The organism is Streptomyces sp. AK02-01A (assembly GCF_033795305.1).
In the GTDB taxonomy this organism is placed as follows: Bacteria; Actinomycetota; Actinomycetes; order Streptomycetales; family Streptomycetaceae; genus Streptomyces.
This window is the reverse complement of sequence record NZ_JARBAE010000007.1, coordinates 1-19,453: the sequence shown is the minus strand read 5'-3', so window position 1 is coordinate 19,453 and position 19,453 is coordinate 1. Positions and strand designations below refer to the sequence as shown.

18 protein-coding genes are annotated in these 19,453 nt (G+C 70.4%); 13 read left to right on the top strand and 5 right to left on the bottom strand.

Going from position 1 to position 19,453, the window contains the following annotated elements; translation table 11 throughout:
- Positions 1 to 87: 87 nt before the first annotated feature.
- Together disA and radA are read right to left on the bottom strand one after the other, a co-directional pair.
- On the bottom strand, positions 88 to 1,212 hold the full coding sequence (gene disA, locus PV679_RS09665; RefSeq protein ID WP_319679691.1) for a DNA integrity scanning diadenylate cyclase DisA: 1,125 nt from the start codon (positions 1,210 to 1,212) through the stop codon (positions 88 to 90).
- Positions 1,213 to 1,256: 44 nt separating this feature from the next.
- A complete protein-coding gene (gene radA / locus PV679_RS09660; RefSeq protein WP_319679690.1) occupies positions 1,257 to 2,666 on the bottom strand; it encodes a DNA repair protein RadA in 1,410 nt (469 codons plus the stop codon).
- Between the two features lie 228 nt (positions 2,667 to 2,894).
- Between radA and PV679_RS09655 the strand changes: the two genes are divergently transcribed.
- Positions 2,895 to 4,796, top strand: a complete 1,902-nt coding sequence (locus PV679_RS09655) for a BACON domain-containing protein (RefSeq protein ID WP_416069682.1) — start codon at positions 2,895 to 2,897, stop codon at positions 4,794 to 4,796.
- Between the two features lie 42 nt (positions 4,797 to 4,838).
- Here PV679_RS09655 and PV679_RS09650 read toward each other — a convergent pair whose 3' ends face one another.
- Positions 4,839 to 5,711 (bottom strand): hypothetical protein, encoded by an 873-nt coding sequence (locus tag PV679_RS09650; protein ID WP_319679688.1) that lies wholly within the window; start codon positions 5,709 to 5,711, stop codon positions 4,839 to 4,841.
- 40 nt (positions 5,712 to 5,751) lie between these two features.
- On the opposite strand from PV679_RS09650, the gene PV679_RS09645 reads away from it, so the two are divergent.
- The 4 genes from PV679_RS09645 to ilvD all read left to right on the top strand — a co-directional run bounded on the left by PV679_RS09645 (position 5,752) and on the right by ilvD (position 10,348).
- A complete protein-coding gene (locus PV679_RS09645) occupies positions 5,752 to 6,684 on the top strand; it encodes a Ppx/GppA phosphatase family protein (protein ID WP_319679687.1) in 933 nt (310 codons plus the stop codon).
- A 176-nt stretch (positions 6,685 to 6,860) separates the two neighbouring features.
- Positions 6,861 to 7,778, top strand: coding sequence for a sugar phosphate isomerase/epimerase (locus PV679_RS09640; protein WP_319679686.1), 918 nt, complete (start codon positions 6,861 to 6,863; stop codon positions 7,776 to 7,778).
- A 16-nt stretch (positions 7,779 to 7,794) separates the two neighbouring features.
- Positions 7,795 to 8,406, top strand: a complete 612-nt coding sequence (locus PV679_RS09635) for a TetR family transcriptional regulator (protein WP_319679685.1) — start codon at positions 7,795 to 7,797, stop codon at positions 8,404 to 8,406.
- Positions 8,407 to 8,497: 91 nt separating this feature from the next.
- Positions 8,498 to 10,348 carry a dihydroxy-acid dehydratase gene (gene ilvD, locus PV679_RS09630; RefSeq protein WP_319679684.1) on the top strand — a complete coding sequence of 617 codons (1,851 nt, stop codon included), beginning with the start codon at positions 8,498 to 8,500 and terminating at the stop codon, positions 10,346 to 10,348.
- Between the two features lie 67 nt (positions 10,349 to 10,415).
- On the opposite strand, the gene PV679_RS09625 is transcribed toward ilvD, so the two are convergent.
- Positions 10,416 to 12,554, bottom strand: coding sequence for a serine/threonine-protein kinase (locus PV679_RS09625; protein WP_319679683.1), 2,139 nt, complete (start codon positions 12,552 to 12,554; stop codon positions 10,416 to 10,418).
- Between the two features lie 149 nt (positions 12,555 to 12,703).
- Between PV679_RS09625 and PV679_RS09620 the strand changes: the two genes are divergently transcribed.
- From PV679_RS09620 to PV679_RS09585, 8 genes are all read left to right on the top strand, one after another.
- On the top strand, positions 12,704 to 13,003 hold the full coding sequence (locus tag PV679_RS09620) for a hypothetical protein (RefSeq protein WP_319679865.1): 300 nt from the start codon (positions 12,704 to 12,706) through the stop codon (positions 13,001 to 13,003).
- A 223-nt stretch (positions 13,004 to 13,226) separates the two neighbouring features.
- Complete coding sequence (locus PV679_RS09615) at positions 13,227 to 13,502, top strand: SH3 domain-containing protein (RefSeq protein WP_319679864.1); 276 nt, start codon at positions 13,227 to 13,229, stop codon at positions 13,500 to 13,502.
- A gap of 79 nt (positions 13,503 to 13,581) precedes the next feature.
- Entirely contained in the window at positions 13,582 to 14,097 is a 516-nt protein-coding gene (locus tag PV679_RS09610) for a hypothetical protein (protein ID WP_319679863.1), read from the top strand.
- A 144-nt stretch (positions 14,098 to 14,241) separates the two neighbouring features.
- On the top strand, positions 14,242 to 15,006 hold the full coding sequence (locus tag PV679_RS09605) for a class I SAM-dependent methyltransferase (RefSeq protein ID WP_319679682.1): 765 nt from the start codon (positions 14,242 to 14,244) through the stop codon (positions 15,004 to 15,006).
- 75 nt (positions 15,007 to 15,081) lie between these two features.
- The gene (locus tag PV679_RS09600; RefSeq protein ID WP_319679681.1) at positions 15,082 to 15,849 is read left to right on the top strand and encodes an ABC transporter ATP-binding protein; all 768 of its coding nucleotides are present in this window, start codon (positions 15,082 to 15,084) and stop codon (positions 15,847 to 15,849) included.
- Positions 15,846 to 16,601: an ABC transporter permease gene (locus PV679_RS09595; protein WP_319679680.1), complete on the top strand. Its 756-nt coding sequence runs from the start codon at positions 15,846 to 15,848 to the stop codon at positions 16,599 to 16,601. Before PV679_RS09600 ends, PV679_RS09595 begins: the two co-directional genes overlap by 4 nt.
- 136 nt (positions 16,602 to 16,737) lie before the next feature.
- A complete protein-coding gene (gene proC, locus PV679_RS09590) occupies positions 16,738 to 17,547 on the top strand; it encodes a pyrroline-5-carboxylate reductase (RefSeq protein WP_319679679.1) in 810 nt (269 codons plus the stop codon).
- A 28-nt stretch (positions 17,548 to 17,575) separates the two neighbouring features.
- On the top strand, positions 17,576 to 17,923 hold the full coding sequence (locus PV679_RS09585) for a hypothetical protein (RefSeq protein ID WP_416069681.1): 348 nt from the start codon (positions 17,576 to 17,578) through the stop codon (positions 17,921 to 17,923).
- Here PV679_RS09585 and trpS read toward each other — a convergent pair.
- Positions 17,890 to 18,888: a tryptophan--tRNA ligase gene (gene trpS / locus PV679_RS09580; protein ID WP_319679678.1), complete on the bottom strand. Its 999-nt coding sequence runs from the start codon at positions 18,886 to 18,888 to the stop codon at positions 17,890 to 17,892. The two genes, PV679_RS09585 and trpS, sit on opposite strands and share 34 nt — an antisense overlap.
- Between the last annotated feature and the right edge of the window lie 565 nt (positions 18,889 to 19,453).

Here is a 19,453-nt window from a genome sequence, read left to right as displayed (position 1 = left end):
CGTCTGTGCTGTTTCGTTTGTGCCGTTCTGTCTGTGTTGTGCCGTTCTCTGTGTTGATGCGTCTCGCGGACCGCGTCGCGGCACGCCTCAGACGTATCGCTCCAGGATCGACGACTCCGCCAGCCGCGACAGGCCCTCCCGCACACTGCGGGCCCGCGCCTCGCCGACACCGTCCACCGTCTGCAGATCGTCCACGCTCGCCGCCAGCAGCTTCTGCAGTCCGCCGAAGTGCTCGACCAGCCGCTCGATGATGGCGCCCGGCAGCCGCGGCACCTTGGCCAGCAGCCGGTAACCGCGCGGCGAGACCGCGGAGTCGAGCGTCTCCGGCGAACCGCTGTATCCCAGCGCCCTCGCGACGACGGGCAGTTCCAGCAGCTCGCTGTGGCTCAGGGAATCCAGGTCACCGAGCGCCTCGTCGACCGTACGGGACCGCTTCGCGGTCGGCTCGGGGACATAGTCGCGTGCGACCAGGTCCCGCTCCGGCTCCACGCCCGCGATCAACTCGTCGAGCTGGAGCGAGAGAAGCCGTCCGTCGGTGCCCAGCTCGACCACGTACTCGGCGATCTCCGTAGCGATCCGCCGCACCATTTCGAGCCGCTGCGCCACCGCCGTCACGTCCCGGACCGTCACCAGGTCCTCGATCTCCAGCGCGGAGAGCGTGCCGGCCACCTCGTCGAGGCGGAGCTTGTAGCGCTCCAGGGTCGCCAGCGCCTGGTTCGCCCGGGACAGGATGGCCGCCGACTCCTCCAGGACCCGGCGCTCGCCGTTCACGTACAGCGCGATCAGCCGCATCGACTGCGACACGGAGACGACCGGGAAGCCGCACTGCTTGGACACCCGGTCCGCGGTGCGGTGGCGGGTCCCGGTCTCCTCGGTGGGGATGGAGGACTCCGGGACGAGCTGGACGCCGGCCCGCAGGATCTTCGTGATGTCCTTGTCGAGGATGAGCGCGCCGTCCAGCTTGCACAGCTCGCGCAGCCGGGTCGCGGTGAACTCCACGTCCAGCACGAAACCGCCCGTGCACATCGCTTCGACGGTCTTGTCCATGCCGAGGACGATCAGACCGCCGGTGTTGCCGCGCAGGATCCGCTCCAGCCCGTCGCGCAGTGCCATACCCGGCGCGACAGCGCTCAGGGAGGCGCGCATCAGCGCTTCGTTGCCGGAGCCCGCGCCGGACTTTCCGGGCGCTGATGCCCGGTCGTTGGCTGCCACTGCACTCCTCCGGCTCGTACGGATGGGCGAGACCAGGGCAAAGTCTACCGGCGAGCGCTGTCGTCCCGTGGGGCGTCCGCGCGACCCCGGCGCGGGAGCACTCTCAGCGCCTCACCCATATCGGCGACTTCCGTGACCTTCATACCGGCTGGGATCTTGCCCGGATCGCTCGGGACGAGCGCCTGGGTGAAGCCGAGCCGATGGGCCTCGGCGAGCCGGCGCTGGACCCCCGTCACCCGTCTGACCTCGCCCGCGAGGCCGACCTCGCCGATCGCGACCAGGTTCTTCGGCAGCGGGGTGTCGCTGGCCGCCGAGGCCAGCGCGAGAGCGATCGCCAGATCGGCGGCGGGCTCGGAGAGCTTCACTCCGCCGACCGTCGCGCTGTAGATGTCGCGCTTGCCGAGCGCGCTGATCCGGCCGCGCTGCTCCAGCACGGCGAGCATCATCGAGACCCGGGAGGTCTCCAGGCCGGAGGTCGTGCGCCGGGGCGAGGGGATCTGTGAGTCGACGGTCAGCGCCTGTACCTCGGCGACAAGCGGCCGGCGGCCTTCCAGAGTGACGGTGAGGCAGGTGCCGGGCACGGGCTCGTCACGGCGGGTGAGGAACAGACCGGACGGGTCGGTGAGTCCGGTGATTCCCTCGTCGTGCAGCTCGAAGCAGCCGACCTCGTCGGTCGCGCCGTAGCGGTTCTTGATGCCGCGGACGAGCCGCAGCCGGGCGTGCCGGTCTCCCTCGAACGACAGCACGACGTCCACGAGGTGTTCCAGCAGCCGGGGTCCGGCGATGGCGCCGTCCTTGGTCACATGGCCCACCAGCAAGGTGGACATACCGCGCTCCTTGGAGGCCCGGATGAGCGCGCCCGCGACCTCGCGGACCTGGGCCATACCGCCCGGCGCTCCGTCGATCTCGGGCGAGGCCACGGTCTGTACGGAGTCCAGGACGAGCAGCGACGGCTTGACCGCGTCGAGATGGCCGAGGACCGCGGACAGGTCCGTCTCCGCCGCGAGATAGAGATGATCGTTGATGGCTTTGATCCGGTCGGCGCGCAGCCGCACCTGGCTCGCGGACTCCTCGCCCGTCACATAGAGCGTGCGGTGCTCGTCGCTGGCCGCCTTCGCGGCGACATCGAGGAGCAGCGTGGACTTGCCGACGCCCGGCTCGCCCGCGAGCAGCACGACGGCACCGGGCACGAGCCCGCCGCCGAGCACGCGGTCCAGCTCGTCGACACCGGTGGAGCGCGCGGTGGCCGTACGGACGTCGACCTGGCCGATCGGCAGCGCGGCGGTGGAGACCCGGCCGGCCGAGGTGGTCCGCACGGCAGGGGCGCCGTACTCCTCGACCGTGCCCCAGGCCTGGCATTCGGGGCAGCGGCCAAGCCATTTGGCGGTCGTCCAGCCGCATTCGGTACAGCGGTAGGACGGCCTGTCCTTGGCGGATTTCGTACGGGCAGCCATGTCGTCACCGTATAGGGGTCCACCGACAGCGCCGACCACGGCGGCGGCCGCCCCCGGCCGATCAGGAGGCCGCCGCCGCTTCCGCCGAGGCCACTGGCCCGGATGCGTGCGTTGAAACTCATCGAAAGTCGCTATTCGTGTCCCCTTATGAGGGATAACTTCACCCGTAAGGATTAAATGTGCTCAAGGGGCGCGAAGGGCGTGGGTCGTCCTGTCTACCTTCGCCGGGTGACAAGCAGCAGTCCTGAGACCTCCGTGCACACCACCGGCGCACTCCGCGCCTCTCGTCGTGCGCCCCGTGCGGCGGCGCAGCGCCCTCCCGCGCGTTACGAGCCCTATCTGGACGGCCTGTTCACCTACTGCCTCTCCGTGCTGTGCGACCACGACGCGGCGACCGAGGTGCTCGGTGACGTCCTCGCCATCTCCGAGCGCCAGTACGGCCGTTGTCCCTCGGGAGCCGGAGAGCGCAAGGCGTGGCTGTACGCGCTCGCGCGCTGGGCCTGCCTGCGCAGACTCACCGAGCTGCGCCGGGACCGCCAGGGAGCGCACGCGGGCCACCGGGAGCCGGGGCCCGCGGCGGACACCGCCGCACCGGAGGCCGCCGAGTGCCACCGGCGTGAACTCGCCCTGCTGGCCTGGCCCGAGGCCGCCGGTACGACACCGGAGCAGCGCGAGGTGCTTGAGCTGGCCATACGCCACCAGCTCGGCCCGCGCGAGGTCGCCGCCGTCCTGTCGATGGAGCTGCACTCGGCCCGTGAACTGCTCGCCTCCGCCGCCTGCGAGGTGGAGCGCACCCGCGCCGCGCTGGCCGTCGTCGAGACCGGCGACTGCCCGTCCGTCGCCCGGCTCACCGGCGACAACCAGGTGCTGCTCTCCGCCGTCCTCCGGCGCGAACTCGTCCGGCATGTCGACGACTGCCCGCGCTGCCGCCGCGCCGCCGAGCGCGCCGAGGCGGCCGGGCCGTGGCCGGGCACGCGGGCGTCGAGCGGCGGTGCCGGCGCGGCGGCACGCATCTCGGCCTCGGCCGCGCCGGCTTCTTCCGCCTCGGCCGCCTCCGCCGGCCCGCAGGCCGCGTCCGCGCCGTCCGCCGTCCGCACCCCGCCCGCCGTCCTGCCGCTTGTCCGGGCGCCGAGAGAGGCCGCCTACCGCGCGATGACCCGGGTCCGGCGGACGCGCGGCAGCGCCCCACGCTTCGGCCGCAACGGCTTCCCCATAGACCCCAAGGACCGGGCGGCCCGCCGGAGCAGGATCCGGGCGCGGGCGGTGACCACCACCGTCGTGGCGACCGTCGTCGCCGCTCCGGTGCTCGCGCTCTGGGTGACCTACCGGGACGCGCCGCAGACGGGCGAGGGCCACGACGGCTCCTCGATCAGCGCGGGCGAGGCCGAGGGGCCGCACGCTCCGGGCGGGCGGCCGTACGAGCGCTATGAGCGCTATGCCAACGCGGGCAACGCGCAGAACGGGCCCGGTTCGCGCTTCACCGAAGGCACCGACACGCCCGATGTGCTGGTCGAGGTCATCAGCGACGGCACGCCCGTGCCGCCGGACCGTCCGGGACAGCCGGCCGCCGGCCGGCTCACGGTCGAGGCCCGGCCGACCGGTGACACGACGCTGATCACGCTCACGGCGTCCGGCGCGGCGCCGGTCTCCTGGTCCGCCGGGACCCATGCCACCTGGCTGTGGCTGAGCCGTAGCCGCGGCACGCTCGGTCCCGGCGAATCCATCACGATCCGTGTCGTCGTCGACCGCGAGCGCCAGCCGGCCGGGGCCTGGAGCGCGCGGATCGCGCTGCGTCCGTCGGGATCGGTGGTGAGGATCGACGGCTTCGGCCCCAGGCCGCCGCTCTCCGGCCGGCCAGGACACCCGGGCCGCCCGGGACATCCGGATCCCGGCCGGCCGACGCGTCCCGGCCCGCCGGATCCAGGCTCGTCGGCGCCCGGCCGTCCGACACCGTCGCATCCGGGCGGCCCCGGCCCTTCGGCCCCGGGCCAGGATCCCGGCGGCCCGTCCTCCCCGGGACCGGGTCCCTCGGAACCGGTCCCTCCGGACACCGGTCCGGCGGATCCCGTCCCGCCGGATCCGCCGCCGGACAGCCCGGACGTCCCGGAGACACCACCGGCGGCGGCCTGACCGGTCGAGCGTGAGTGTGCGGCCTGCGCCACACCGTCCGGATCAGACCCCGGCGGGGTCCGCCGGATGCGGGGCGACCAGCGGAAGCTCACTCGCCACGCGCCGCTCGCACAGCTCCGCCAGCCGTTCGTATCCCTTCGCGCCCATCAGCTCGGTCAGCTCCGGCCGGTATGTCTTGTAGACCGGGTCGCCCGCGCCGTGCGCCGATGTCGCCGAGGTGCACCACCAGTGCAGATCGTGGCCGCCCGGGCCCCAGCCGCGGCGGTCGTACTCACCGATCGACACCCGGAGCACACGCGTGTCGTCGGGCCGCTCGATCCAGTCGTACGTACGCCGGACCGGAAGCTGCCAGCAGACGTCCGGCTTTGTCTCCAGGGGCTCGCGGCCCTCACGCAGCGCCAGGATGTGGAGCGAGCAGCCCGCGCCCGCCGCGAAGCCCGGACGGTTCTGGAAGATGCAGGAACCCTGCCAGCGCCGGGTCTGGCGCTCTCCGTCCTCGTCGGTCTGCGTCCAGCCGGTGGTGGTGCCCTCCTCATGGAACTCCCACAGCTCCGGAGTGAGCCGTGCCACATGCCCGGCGACCCGTTTCTCGTCGTCCTCGTCGGAGAAGTGCGCGCCCAGCGTGCAGCAGCCGTCATCGGCGCGGCCCGCCTGAATGCCCTGGCAGCCGCTGCCGAAGATGCAGGTCCACCGTGAGGTGAGCCAGGTCAGATCGCAGCGGAAGACCTGCTCGTCGTCGGCCGGGTCGGGAAATTCGACCCAGGCACGGGCGAAGTCCAGGCCCTTTTCGTCAGGAACACCTCGCGTCCGGGAGGTGTCGGGGGCCTTGCCGCGGGCCTTGCGCGCCTCGCGCTGCTGGTCCTGCTTGTTCGGGCCATCGGCTTTGCCCGGCTTCGCCTTTTTCGTCTTTGGCACAGGTCCAGCGTATGCGCGCGGTCGCAGTAGCGTTCGGTCCATGAGACTCGGAGTCCTCGATGTGGGTTCGAACACGGTCCATCTGCTGGCCGTCGACGCCCACCGCGGCGCGCGTCCGCTGCCCGCGCATTCGCACAAGGCCGAACTGCGACTCGCCGAACTCCTCGACATGGACGGCGCGATCGGGCCCGAGGGCGTCGACCGGCTGGTGTCGACGGTCGCCGACGCGCTCCAGGCCGCGGAGGACAAGGGCTGCGAGGACGTCCTGCCGTTCGCCACGTCCGCCGTACGGGAGGCCAGCAACGTCGAGCAGGTCCTCGCGCGGGTCAAGAGCGAGACCGGGGTCGACCTGGAGGTCCTCACCGGCGAGCAGGAGGCCCGGCTCACCTTTCTCGCGGCCCGCCGCTGGTTCGGCTGGTCGGCCGGGAAACTGCTGGTCCTGGACATCGGCGGCGGCTCACTGGAGATCTCGTACGGGCTCGACGAGGAGCCGGACGCCGCCGCGTCGCTGCCGCTGGGAGCGGGCCGGCTGACGGCGGGCCGACTGCCCGGCGATCCGCCCGACCCGGTCGATGTGAAGGCGCTGCGCCGCTTTGTGCGGGCCCGGATCGCGCGTACCGTCGGCGAGTTCGCGCGGCTCGGCAGGCCGGACCATGTGGTGGCGACGTCCAAGACCTTCAAACAGCTCGCGCGGCTCGCCGGTGCGGCTCGCTCCGCCGAGGGGCTGTACGTGCAGCGCGAGCTGAGCCGTACCTCACTGGAGGAGTGGGTGCCCAGGCTGGCCACCATGAACGCGGCCCAGCGCGCGGCACTTCCCGGTGTCTCCGAGGGCCGCTCCTCCCAGCTACTGGCGGGAGCGCTGGTCGCGGAGGCCGCGATGGACCTGTTCGGAGTGGAGGTGCTGGAGATCTGTCCCTGGGCGCTGCGCGAGGGCGTCATCCTGCGCCGGCTCGACCAACTCCCGGCCACCTGAGGCATGTCCGGCGCTTCTCGGAGGCGAGCGAGCGGCGTCCGGAGACATGCGTCACAAGAGGGACGAATATTGGCGTACCGCTCATATTCGAGTGATACGGACAGTGCGGTGCCGGGCGACAGCAGCCCAGGAAGATCCGCCGGACAGGTCCTGGCCGCGGCCCGTACGCTGTCTCCGTGGCAGAACCATTGGTGCGCGTCCCGGATGCGAAGATCGCCCTGTCGACGGCTTCGGTCTATCCGGAGTCCACGGCGACGGCCTTCGAGATCGCCGCGCGCCTGGGATACGACGGCGTCGAGGTCATGGTCTGGACCGATCCCGTCAGTCAGGACATCGAGGCGCTGCGCCGGCTCTCCGACTACCACGAGGTCCCGATACTCGCCGTGCACGCGCCGTGTCTGCTGATCACACAGCGCGTGTGGTCGACAGACCCGTGGGTGAAGCTCCAGCGGGCGCGGGCGGCGGCCGAGAGGCTCGGCGCCTCGACCGTGGTCGTGCATCCGCCGTTCCGCTGGCAGCGGCAGTACTCGCGCGACTTCGTCAACGGCATCTGGCGGATGGCGGGCGAGACGGATGTGCGGTTCGCCGTTGAGAACATGTATCCGTGGCGCTACCGGGACCGCGAGATGCTCGCCTACGCACCCGACTGGGACGTCACCAAGGACGACTACCGGCACTTCACCGTCGATCTCTCGCACACCGCGACCGCCCGCACCGACGCCATGGCCATGATCGACCGGATGGGCGACCGGCTGGGTCATGTCCATCTCGCGGACGGCAGGGGATCGGCGAAGGACGAGCATCTGGTGCCCGGCCGGGGCACTCAGCCGTGCGCCGAGCTGCTGGAGCGGCTGGCGGGCAGCGAGTTCGACGGCCATGTCGTGATCGAGGTCAACACCCGGCGTGCGATGTCCGCGGCCGAGCGCGAGGCGGATCTCGCGGAGGCGCTGGCCTTCACCCGGCTGCATCTGGCCTCCGCGGAGACTCCGGTGCCGCGCACCCCGCCCGCGAGCCGGGTGTCGCCTGTCTCCGGTGCGTCTTCCGGCTCCTCGGCGTCTTCCGGCCCCGATCCGTCGGGCGCGTACCCGTCATGACCACCACGGCGCACCGATGACGAGTCCGGCTCCGCGCCGCCGTGGCCGGCCGGCCCGCAAGGAGACGGACACGGGTCCGGGCGCCCGGGAGAAGATCCTGGAGTCGGCCCGTACGGAATTCGCCGAGCGCGGCTACGACAAGGCGTCCATCCGCGGCATCGCCAAGGCCGCCGGTGTCGATCCGGCGCTGGTCCACCACTACTTCGGTACGAAGGACGAGGTCTTCGCGGCCGCCATCGAGGTCTCCTTCGAACCGGCCCTGGTGGCGCCCGCGCTGCTGGCCGGCGATCCGGACGGGGTCGGCGAGCGCCTCGCCCGCTACTTCATCGGTGTCTGGGAGAACCCGGTGACCCGGGCTCCGCTCCTGGCGGTCATCCGCTCCGCGCTGACCCACGATGCGGCGGCGAAGGTGCTGCGTGTGTTCGTGCTGCGGCGGCTGCTGGAGCGGATCGCGGAGGATCTGGACGTACCGGATCCGACGTTCCGCGCGGAGCTGGCCGCCTCGCACATGATCGGGATCGCGTTCCTCCGCTATGTGATCAAGGCGGAGCCGCTGGCCTCCGCGGACACCGAGGAGATCATCACGATCGTCGCGCCGACACTCCAGCGCTACTTGACCGAAAGCTGAACGCCTGTCCCGTATGCCGGACGTAGTGTCCAGATCTTGGAGCCGGGGCGTACGCTCGAAGAAGTCATTTCTGCTGAAGGAGCGAGCGACGATGCCCGAGCTGAGGTCCCGCACTGTCACCCACGGCCGCAATATGGCGGGCGCGCGCGCCCTTATGCGGGCATCGGGCGTAGCGAGCGAGGACATCGGCAAGCCGATCGTCGCGGTGGCCAACTCCTTCACCGAATTCGTGCCCGGCCATACGCATCTCGCGCCGGTCGGCCGGATCGTCTCCGAGGCGATCAAGGCGGCGGGCGCCGTGCCGCGCGAGTTCAACACGATCGCCGTCGACGACGGCATCGCGATGGGCCACGGCGGGATGCTGTACTCCCTGCCGTCCCGCGATCTGATCGCCGACTCCGTCGAGTACATGGTCGAGGCGCACTGCGCGGACGCCCTGATCTGCATCTCCAACTGCGACAAGATCACTCCGGGCATGCTGATGGCCGCGCTGCGCCTCAACATCCCTACGGTCTTCGTCTCCGGCGGCCCGATGGAGGCCGGGAGGGCGACGCTCGTGGACGGTACGGTCCGCAAGCTCGACCTGATCAACGCGATCTCGGACGCGGTCAACGAGAACGTCTCGGACGAGGACATTCTCCGTATCGAGGAGAACGCCTGTCCGACCTGCGGCTCCTGTTCCGGCATGTTCACGGCCAACTCGATGAACTGCCTGACCGAGGCGATGGGCCTCTCGCTGCCGGGCAACGGCTCGGTGCTCGCCACGCACACCGCCCGTAAGGCGCTGTACGAGAACGCCGGCCGCACGGTCGTCGAGATCACCAAGCGCCACTACGAGCAGGACGACCACTCGGTCCTGCCGCGCTCCATCGCCACCCGCGCGGCCTTCGACAACGCCATGGCGCTCGACATCGCCATGGGCGGCTCCACCAACACCATCCTGCATCTGCTCGCCGCGGCCCAGGAGGCCGAGCTGGACTACGGCCTCGGCGACATCGACGCCGTCTCGCGCCGGGTGCCCTGTCTGGCGAAGGTCGCGCCGAACGTCGCTCCCGGCGGGACGTACTACATGGAGGACATCCACCGGGCCGGCGGCATCCCCGCGATCCTCGGCGAGCTGTACCGCGGCGGTCTGCTCAACGAGGACGTGCACACCGTCCACTCGCCGAGCATCAAGGACTGGCTGGAGACCTGGGACGTGCGCGGCGGCTCACCGTCCGAGGAGGCCGTCGAGCTGTGGCACGCGGCGCCGGGCTGCGTCCGCTCCGCCGAAGCCTTCTCCCAGTCCGAGAGGTGGGACACGCTCGACACCGACGCCGCCGGCGGCTGCATCCGCGATATGGCGCACGCCTACTCCAAGGACGGCGGCCTGGCGGTGCTCAAGGGCAATCTCGCCGTCGACGGCTGCGTGGTGAAGACGGCCGGTGTCGACGAGTCGATCTGGACCTTCGAGGGCCCGGCCGTCGTCTGCGAGTCGCAGGAGGAGGCCGTCGACAAGATCCTCCGCAAGGAGATCACGGAGGGTGATGTCGTCGTCATCCGCTACGAGGGCCCGCGCGGCGGCCCCGGCATGCAGGAGATGCTCTACCCCACCTCCTTCCTGAAGGGCCGGGGCCTCGGCAAGTCCTGCGCGCTGGTCACGGACGGCCGCTTCTCCGGCGGCACATCGGGCCTGTCGATCGGCCACGCCTCGCCGGAGGCGGCCTCGGGCGGCACGATCGCGCTGGTCCGCGACGGCGACCGGATCCGGATCGACATCCCGGACCGTACGATCGAACTCCTCGTCGCCGACGAGGAACTGGCGACCCGTCGCGAAGCCCTGAACGGCACCTACGCGCCCGCGAACCGCGACCGCAAGGTCTCGGCGGCGCTGCGCGCGTACGCGGCGATGGCGACGAGCGCCGACAAGGGCGCGGTCCGGGACGTCTCGCGCCTGGGCTGACTCCCGCCTTCCGTCGCGCCCCGGACCCCGCTGAGGGATCCGGGGCGCACGGCTGTCCGGCCCGCGCTCACCAGCGCGCGGGATCGCGGCTGTCGACGGCGAACACGGATCCGTCGGGCGCGCTGGCGAAGACCTTGCCGGGTGCGGTCACGGGCGCGGGCAGCGTGACAATGAGCGTGTTGGGACCGTTGGCCATACGGGGTTTCGTCTGCCCCAGGAGCACTCCGCGCTCACGGTCCACAGCGAGCAGACGCCCGTCCGCGGCGCTGAGATACACGCGGTTTCCCGCAGCGACCGGGCGCGATGCCAGGGTGACCGATGTCTCCAGCCGCCAGCGCTGCGCTGAGCGAGTGATGCTCGCGCGGGTGTCGATGGCAAGCAGTGAGCCTGTGTATCCGAGGACATAGACCGTGTCGCCGGCCACGGTCGCCTGTGCCTGGTCGAGTGGAACGGCCAACGGAACGCGCCGTACGGCACGGCTCGACGAATCGACCCGGACGACGGCGTCCGTGGCGTCGTCGACACCACGTGAGAGCAGGAAGAGGGCGTCGCCGGTGGCGTCCACCGGGGTCAGCGTTCCCCGCACCCGCTTCACCCACAGAGTTTCTCCGGTTCTCGGATCGACCGTTCCGACGTCAGTGGCCGTGGCGTCCGCCGTCGGCGTGGCGACAAACAGCGGACCGGCGGCGCCCGTTGTCGCCATCCAGACAGATCCGGTCCCGCCTTGCCGCCGTGTCCAGCGCTCCGCGCCGGTCGAACTGTCCAGGGATCGCACCAGCCCGTCCGAAGTCACGAGCAGCACCGATCCGGCAAGGTGCTGGACGGCGGCGTACGGGGCGATGTCGACGTCCCAGCGTTTCCTGCCCGAAGCGGGATCGAGTGCCTCCAGCCGGGTCCCGCCGGGTGCGACCGCGTGCAGAAGCCCGCCCGCGAGGACGGGCGCCATACTCTTCTCCGCACCGCTCGTGGAGCGTCCGTCCTTGAGAATCCAGTCGGTCCTGCCATCGAGCTGGTCGAACCGAGCGGCCGTGATACCGGGAGTGGTGCAGTAGACGGCCGAGCCGGCCGTCGAGCAGGCCGGGGCCGCGTTCGCGCCGATGCCGGCGCGCAGCGAAGTGTGCCAGGGATGGAACTTCTGGCCCGCTCGGGTATCCGGATGGCCGCCGCCGGGGGCGTCGCCGGTTCCGGCGGCCTGGGCGCCGATGAATCCGGCCCCGGCCAGTGCTGCCAGCACGACACCAACCGTCACCCACCGGGCCCGCCGAGGAATCGCGGCAGGGGAATTGACGGTCGGGGCTCGGGAGGCCCGGGGACGGGTCGTGGCCGATGGTTCCGCGGGAACCGGACCTCGCTGCGCCGGTACAAGAGACCTCACGCGGTTCGGTGACGGGCGCAGAGTGGCCATCAGGTCGTCCGGCGTTGGCCTCTCGGCGGGATCCTTCGCCAGACACTGTGTGACCAGAGGGACGAGACTCTCGGGCACACCGGCCAAGTCCGGCTCGTCGTGCACGACTTGATAGGCGACGACATAGGGGCTGTCCGAGTCGAAGGGACCTCGTCCGGTCGCCGCGTGGACCAGCACCGCGCCCAGGGCGAATACGTCTGCGGCGGGGCCGACTTCGCGGGGCCGCTGGAATTGCTCAGGTGCCATGAACGGCGGCGTGCCGATCAGTTTGCCCGTCTCGGTGCGCAGATCGCTGTCCGTCGGGCGTGAGATACCGAAGTCGATGACCTTGGGACCGTCCGCCGCCAACAGGACATTGCTGGGTTTGAGATCGCGGTGTACCACGCCGGCGCGGTGAATGTCCCGCAGTCCCTCGGCCAGCCCGGCGCCGAGCCTGATCACTTCGTCGGGCTGCAGCGGGCCGTTCCGCTTCACGCGCTCGGACAGGGTGGGACCGTCGATGAACAGCGTGGCCATCCAAGGCCGTTCAGCTTCCGGATCGGCGTCCACGACCGGCGCGGTGAAGGCCCCGCTCACCCGGCGAGCGGCCGCGATCTCCTGCTTGAAACGCGCCCTGAACTCGGGATCCGAGGCGTGGTTGGCATGGATGACCTTGACGGCCAGACGCAACCCCGAGGCGGACGTGGCCAGATGGACCACACCCATTCCGCCCGAGCCCAGGTCCGACTCAAGTAGATAGCGACCGGCGTATTCCGGACACTCCGCTTCCGGAGCCTGTCCGGTATTGCGCAGTGGTGGCATTGCCCATCCCCGTGTATTCGTGCGCAAGCGCGACGCACGGAGCCTAGTCGATGATGCGTGCGATCCAGCCACCGCTTGCTAGCCTGCGCGGCGCAGAGTGCGCAGCCTCAACGGGGGAGGACCAAGTGTCGATCGAAGAAGTTGAGAACGTGGAGAGTTCGGCGGGGGATGCCGCGGAGACGGCTGTCGAGACGCTGGCGGCGAAGCGCTATCCGGTGGCTCCCGACTGCCGGTTGAATGTTCGTACCGGGCCGGGTACGAACTACCGGATCGCCAGAGTGCTTCCGTACGGGGCCAGCGTGATGATCAACTGCCAGAGGCCGGGGACGACGGAAACTGGCCCGTACGGAACGTCGAACCTCTGGGACAACATTGGCAACGGCGAGTACGTCTCGGACGCTTTCATTCACACCGGCAGTGATGGATATGTCGCTGTGCGCTGTGGGTGACAGACGGCGACTGCCGATTGCCTCCGACTGAGAATGACTGAGGGGAGTCATCACCATGCCGACCAGAAGAACGATGTCAATGCTGGGTGGCGCGGCCGCCGTGGGGTTCTTGCTCGTGACGACGGCCACTACCGCCCCGACCGCGCAGGCGACGGTGGGCCGGACTCACGTGTCCGCGCCCGCACCGGAGCCGGCCAAGGCGCCCGACGTCCGCGCGGTGGGCATGCCGACGCCGGCCGGGGCGGACGCTGCCCGGCGCTATCCCGTTGACCCGAACTCGCGACTGAATGTCCGCAGTGGCCCGGGCACGAACTACCAGCTCGTCAGGGTGCTTCCGTACGGGGCCAGTGTGCCGGTCAACTGCCAGAAGCCGGGAGAGACGATCACCGGCACATACGGGACGACCGACCTCTGGGACAACATCGCCAACGGACAGTACGTCTCGGACGCTTTCGTCTACACAGGCAGCGACGGTTATATCGCTGTGCGCTGCTCCTGACCCGTCGACGATCCGCCAGGGGATAATCGACCCCGTGAGCGAGCACCCCGAGCAGAACGAGCAGTCCGACGCCGCCGCGATCACAGCCGCCGAGAGCGGCCGTGATCGCGGCGGCCCGGAGCCCGAGGCGATCCGTTTCTTCGGTACGACCTGGGTCGGCCACGACGGCGGCTACGGGCTCCGGCGTGTCGGGGTCGCCGTCGGCTCGCTGGCCGCCGCTCTCGCCTCCTGTCTCGTTCTCCGCTTCGCCTACGAGGGTCTGGAGACCGCGGAGGTGGGCTTCTTCGTCGATGTGCTCGTCGTCGTGATGTTCGCGGTGTGCAGCGCCATCGCGTTCCGCAGGACCTGGGAGGGCTTCATCCGCCGGCCGGCCGATCCCGGCCGCGAGGAGTCCCTGCGCACTCTCAAGATGATCGGGTTCATAGGCTCGCTGATCGCGTACTTCCTGCGCTCGTTCGCCGAGGCGCCCGGGGAGGGGCTGCGCCGCAGCGAGTACGAGACGGCCGTCAAGCAGTACGAGCGCCGCCGCACCGCCCGCGCGGGCAACCCGGCCGCCCGTCGCGGCGGCAAGGGCAGGAAGTCCAAGCGCGGCTGAAAAGCCAGGCGCCGCGCGCGGGGCGCCGGACATGGTGCGTCGGACACGGGCGCCGGACATGGTGCGTTGGACACGGGACGTTGGACACGGGACGCGGCGAACGCGGCCGGTCGCGGCCGCCCTTCTCCGGTCACTGGCGTCAGGATGAGAGGTATGACGAATCGTGCCCTCTCCTTCGACGCCGTCGCCGACCAGTACGACACCTCTCGCCCCGGCTATCCGCCTGCCCTCTTCGACACCGTCGAGGAACTGACCGGCCGCCCCCTCGAAGGCTCCCGTGTCGTTGACGTCGGCGCCGGGACCGGTATCGCCTCCCGGCTGCTGCGCGAGCGCGGCGCCCGTGTCACCGCCGTGGAGCCGGGCCCCGGCATGGCGGACCGGCTGCGCCGCTCGCTTCCCGGTATGCCGCTCGTCCGGGGCCTCGGCGATGCCCTCCCGCTGGCCGACGGCAGCGCGGACCTCATCACCTACGCCCAGGCATGGCACTGGACCGACCCGCTCCGCTCCGTTCCCGAAGCCATGCGGGTGCTCAGGACCGGCGGTGCGCTCGCCCTCTGGTGGAACGTCTCGGACGGCGGAGTGCCCTGGATCGCGGCCCAGGGCGAACGCCTGCGCCGTCAGGTCGGCGGCGGCGCCCACAGCGCCCCCGGCCGAGGCCGGAACCTGCCGCGGGAACTGGCCCCCACGGAGCGCCGGGTGCCCTGGAACCGCCGTGTCCCGCTCGACACCCACCTCGCCAATCTCGCCAGCCACTCGGTCTTCCGTGTGCTCGGCGAGGAGGCCACGACCGCTTTCCTGGAGCGGGAGCGCGCCGAACTGCTCAAGCTCTTCCCGGACGGAACCGTCGAAGAGGCATACGCCGTGGAGCTCACGGTCGTGCTTCGCGCGCCGAGCCCGTCCGCACCTTGAGTCTCTCTCGTATCCCTTTCCCCACATGGCCGGATGCCCTTGACGGGTCCGTCTCCGGCCCACACTATTCATCGCATGATGAATTACTCCGGGGTCGCCCTCCGCGCCCACGGCCTCACCGTCGTGCGCGGTGACCGCACCGTCCTGCGGGGCCTCGACTTCGCCGTGCCGCCGGGCCGGATCACCGGCCTGCTCGGACCTTCCGGCTGTGGCAAGTCGACCCTGATGCGCACCGTGGTGGGCACCCAGGCCAAGGTCTCCGGCACGCTCGAAGTCCTCGGCCGGCCCGCCGGCGACGCCGCGCTGCGCGCCAGGATCGGCTATGTCACCCAAGCCCCTTCCGTCTATGACGACCTGACTGTCCGCCAGAATCTCGACTACTTCGCCGCCGTGCTCGACCCGGGCCGGTCCCGCCGCGACGCCCGCCGGGAAACGGTCAGCCGCGCCATCGCCGATGTCGACCTCGCCTCTCACGCCGACTCGCTGGCGGGCCGGCTCTCCGGCGGCCAGCGCAGCCGCGTCTCCCTCGCCGTGGCTCTGCTCGGGACACCCGAACTCCTTGTCCTCGACGAGCCGACCGTCGGCCTCGACCCCGTCCTGCGCCGGGACCTGTGGGACCTCTTCCACCGCATCGCCGCCGACCGCGCGACGACGATCCTTGTCTCCTCCCATGTCATGGACGAAGCCGAGCGCTGCCACCGGCTCCTCCTCATGCGCGACGGCGCGATCCTCGCCGACGACACCCCGGACGCCCTCCGCGCCCGTACCGGCTCGGACACCGTCGAAGCGGCCTTCCTGCACCTGGTCGACCAGGCCGACGCACTCCAGGAGAGCGCCCGATGACCACCGCGACCACGGCCTCTGCCTCCCGGACCCTGGCCACCACCGCCCGCGTGCTCCGCCAACTCCGCCACGACCCCCGCTCCATCGCGCTGATGATTCTCGTGCCCTGCGTCATGCTCTTCCTGCTCCGGTACGTTTTCGACGGCAGCCCGCGCGCCTTCGACTCCATCGGGGCGTCACTGCTCGGCATCTTCCCGCTGATCACGATGTTCCTGGTGACCTCGATCGCCACCCTGCGCGAACGCACCTCCGGAACCCTGGAACGCCTTCTCGCCATGCCACTGGGCAAGAGCGACCTGATCGCGGGCTACGCCCTGGCCTTCGGACTGCTCGCCATCGTCCAGTCCGCGCTCGCCACGGGCCTCGCGCTCTGGGCCCTCGGCCTGGACGTGGTCGGCTCTCCCTGGCTCCTTCTGCTGGTCGCGCTGCTCGATGCGCTACTCGGCACCGCGCTCGGCCTGTTCGTCTCGGCCTTCGCGGCCTCCGAATTCCAGGCGGTGCAGTTCATGCCCGCCGTGATCTTCCCGCAGCTACTGCTCTGTGGACTGTTCACGCCGCGCCCGAACATGCAGCCCGTCCTGGAGACGGTCTCCAACGTCCTGCCCATGTCGTACGCCGTCGACGGAATGAACGAAGTCCTGAGCCACTCCGACATCACGGCCGACTTCGTCCGCGACGCCCTGATCGTCGCCGGCTGTGCCCTCCTCGTCCTTGTCCTGGGCGCCGCGACCCTGCGCCGCCGCACTGCTTAGGGCCGGTCCGGGACGCGCGCTCACGGACAGCGCCGCCGTACCGCCCCTCGGACACCTCACGTCCGCCGACCGCTCCCGGTGCGAGGATGGGTTCCGGACGACAGCCGCACCACCCCACCGGCGAGGTGACCACGAAATGGCCCAGACAGTCGCAGTCCTCGGCACCGGCAAGATCGGCGAGGCCCTGCTCAGCGGCATGATTCGCGCCGGCTGGCGCCCCGGGGACCTGCTGGCCACCACTCGCCGCGACGACCGGGCGGCAGAGCTCCGCGACCGCTATGGCGTCGAGACCGTCACCAACGCCGACGCCGCCAAGCGCGCCGACATCCTCATCCTCGCCGTCAAGCCGCAGGACATGGGCAAGCTGCTTGACGAACTCGCTCCCCACATCACCAGCAGCCGCCTGATCATCAGCGCCGCCGCCGGTATCACCACCGGGTTCATCGAGGAACGCCTGGCCGCCGGCACTCCCGTCGTACGCGTCATGCCCAACACCCCCGTTCTTGTCGACGAGGGCATGTCCGTCATCTCGGCCGGCAGCCATGCCCTCGCCGCACATCTCGCCCACGCCGAGGAGATCTTCGGCGGCGTCGGCAAGACCCTCCGCGTCCCGGAATCCCAGCAGGACGCGGCCACCGCCCTCTCCGGATCGGGCCCGGCATACTTCTACTTCCTCGTCGAGGCGATGACCGACGCCGGCATCCTCCTCGGCCTGCCCCGTGCGCAGGCCGCCGATCTGATCGTCCAGGCCGCCATCGGCGCGGCCGTCATGCTGCGCGACAGCGGCGAACACCCGGTGAAGCTGCGCGAGGCCGTGACGTCCCCGGCCGGCACCACCATCAGCGCCATCCGGGAGCTGGAGAACCACGGCGTACGAGCCGCACTGATCGCAGCCATCGAAGCGGCCCGCGACCGCAGCCGCGCCCTCGCCTCCGGCAACGGCTGACCCGTACGCGGTCCGCGCCGTCCGTCGAATGCACCCAGCCAGGGGCCGGACGGCGACGGGTGGCGCCAGGTCACGGCCATACCGGGTCGGACTCGTCTCCTTCCTTCGGATCCGCGCCTTCGACGTCTCCGTCCTCACCGAGGTCTGGGGCACCGTCCGCACCACCCGAGGCGTCCCTCCCTTCACACTGCTCACACTGCGCCGCGCCGCGGCGACCCCGGACTCCGTGGCCATGTCCGGCGGCCTCAGCCTCGCCCCCAATCGCTCCCTCGGCCGGCTCGCGCGGGCCGATCTCGTCGTCGCGCCGGGATTGGAGAGCCCGGCCGCCTTCGCCCAGGCGGCTCAGCCGGCCGGAAGCAGCCCAATCGCCCGATAGGCCGCATCAACCACCGGCCGTGCCATTGCCCTGGCCCGTTCCGCTCCTTCCCTCAACACTCCGTCGACATGGCCGGGGTCCGCGGCCAAGGCCGCGTGCCGCTCCCGCAACGGCCGAAGCAGCTCCACCACAGCCTCCGCGGTGTCCTTCTTCAGTGCGCCGTACGAGTCATATACACCGGCCAGCTCGTCCGGGTTCCCGTTCTCGCACGCCGAAAGAATCTCCAGCAGATTCGCCACCCCCGGCTTGGCCTCCCGGTCGTACTCGACCTCCCGTCCGCTGTCGGTGACGGCCCGCATGATCTTCTTCCGCACCACATCGGCGTCGTCCAGCAAGTACACGATGCCGGCGCCCGACTCATGGGACTTGCCCATCTTCGACATCGGATCCTGGAGATCCATGACGCGAGCCGCCACCGCCGGACGGGTGGCCCTCGGAACAGCGAACGTGTGCCCGTAGCGCTGGTTGAACCGCACCGCGAGATCTCTGGTGAGCTCCACATGCTGAGTCTGGTCCTCACCGACCGGCACCTCATCGGCGCGATAGGCCAGGATGTCCGCGGCCATCAGCACCGGGTACGACAGCAGCGACAACCGCACGCTCTCGCCCGACGCCCGCGCCCGCGCGCTCTTCTCCTTGTACTGGATCATGCGCCGCAGCTCGCCGTCCGTGGCCGTGCACTCCAGCAGATACGAGAGCCGCGCGTGCTCATCCACATGGCTCTGCACGAATACGGTGCAGAGGGCGGGATCGAGGCCGGCCGCCAGCATCAGCGTGGCGGCCTGTCGACTGAGTCTGCGTACCCGGGCCGGATCGTGTTCGACGGTGAGGGCATGCAGATCCACCACACTGAACAGGGCTTCGGCCTGGTGCTGATCGACATCGACCCACCTCCGCACGGCCCCGAGGTAGTTGCCCAGGGTCAGATGCCCCGTCGGTTTGATCCCGCTGAAGATCCGCGTCATCTCTTCTCGCCCTCCTGATCGGAGCCGCCGCCTCCTGCGGCCGAGCTCCTCGGGGAGAAACGCGAACGGCCGCCGAAGCGGCGGCCGTGAGTGCATGCGTGTCTGGCGGCCGCCGTCAGGCGGCCCACCACTGAAGGATGCACGCATGCGTTGTCATGAGCCCCAGGCTAGCGGTGTTCCACCGAGTTGACATGCCAGACACGCATCCGTAATGTACTCCGAGCTGTCCGACGTGAGCACCGGCTCAGGCCGGTCCCCGGACAGTCATTCCGCAGGACCACTACAAGCAGGCGACCGTTGGTCGCATTGTTTTTCATGTGGTTTTGCGAAATGAGGAATCAGAGTCCGAAGGGACGCAGGACCCGATTAGCGTCGGAGCCGGAGATTCCGCTAAAGTCTCACTCGTCGGAACGGCCGAGCGGCCGGGAAGACAAGGCCCGCTGACTGGGAATCAGGCCCGAAAGGATCTGGTAGAGTCGGAATCGCTGGAAAGGGAAACGCGAAAGCGGGAACCGGGAAGGCGGCCCCGCCGGCCGGGGAAATCGGATACGAAAGCATCTGATAG

Excerpts from the sequence above, each read along its gene's own strand:
- radA (WP_319679690.1), bottom strand. The coding sequence starts at position 2,666 with ATGGCTGCCCGTACGAAATCCGCCAAGGACAGGCCGTCCTACCGCTGT.
- PV679_RS09645 (WP_319679687.1), top strand. The coding sequence starts at position 5,752 with ATGAGACTCGGAGTCCTCGATGTGGGTTCGAACACGGTCCATCTGCTG.
- PV679_RS09635 (WP_319679685.1), top strand. The coding sequence starts at position 7,795 with ATGACGAGTCCGGCTCCGCGCCGCCGTGGCCGGCCGGCCCGCAAGGAG.
- ilvD (WP_319679684.1), top strand. The coding sequence starts at position 8,498 with ATGCCCGAGCTGAGGTCCCGCACTGTCACCCACGGCCGCAATATGGCG.
- PV679_RS09625 (WP_319679683.1), bottom strand. The coding sequence starts at position 12,554 with ATGCCACCACTGCGCAATACCGGACAGGCTCCGGAAGCGGAGTGTCCG.
- PV679_RS09615 (WP_319679864.1), top strand. The coding sequence starts at position 13,227 with ATGCCGACGCCGGCCGGGGCGGACGCTGCCCGGCGCTATCCCGTTGAC.
- PV679_RS09605 (WP_319679682.1), top strand. The coding sequence starts at position 14,242 with ATGAGAGGTATGACGAATCGTGCCCTCTCCTTCGACGCCGTCGCCGAC.
- PV679_RS09600 (WP_319679681.1), top strand. The coding sequence starts at position 15,082 with ATGATGAATTACTCCGGGGTCGCCCTCCGCGCCCACGGCCTCACCGTC.
- PV679_RS09595 (WP_319679680.1), top strand. The coding sequence starts at position 15,846 with ATGACCACCGCGACCACGGCCTCTGCCTCCCGGACCCTGGCCACCACC.
- proC (WP_319679679.1), top strand. The coding sequence starts at position 16,738 with ATGGCCCAGACAGTCGCAGTCCTCGGCACCGGCAAGATCGGCGAGGCC.
- PV679_RS09585 (WP_416069681.1), top strand. The coding sequence starts at position 17,576 with ATGCACCCAGCCAGGGGCCGGACGGCGACGGGTGGCGCCAGGTCACGG.
- trpS (WP_319679678.1), bottom strand. The coding sequence starts at position 18,888 with ATGACGCGGATCTTCAGCGGGATCAAACCGACGGGGCATCTGACCCTG.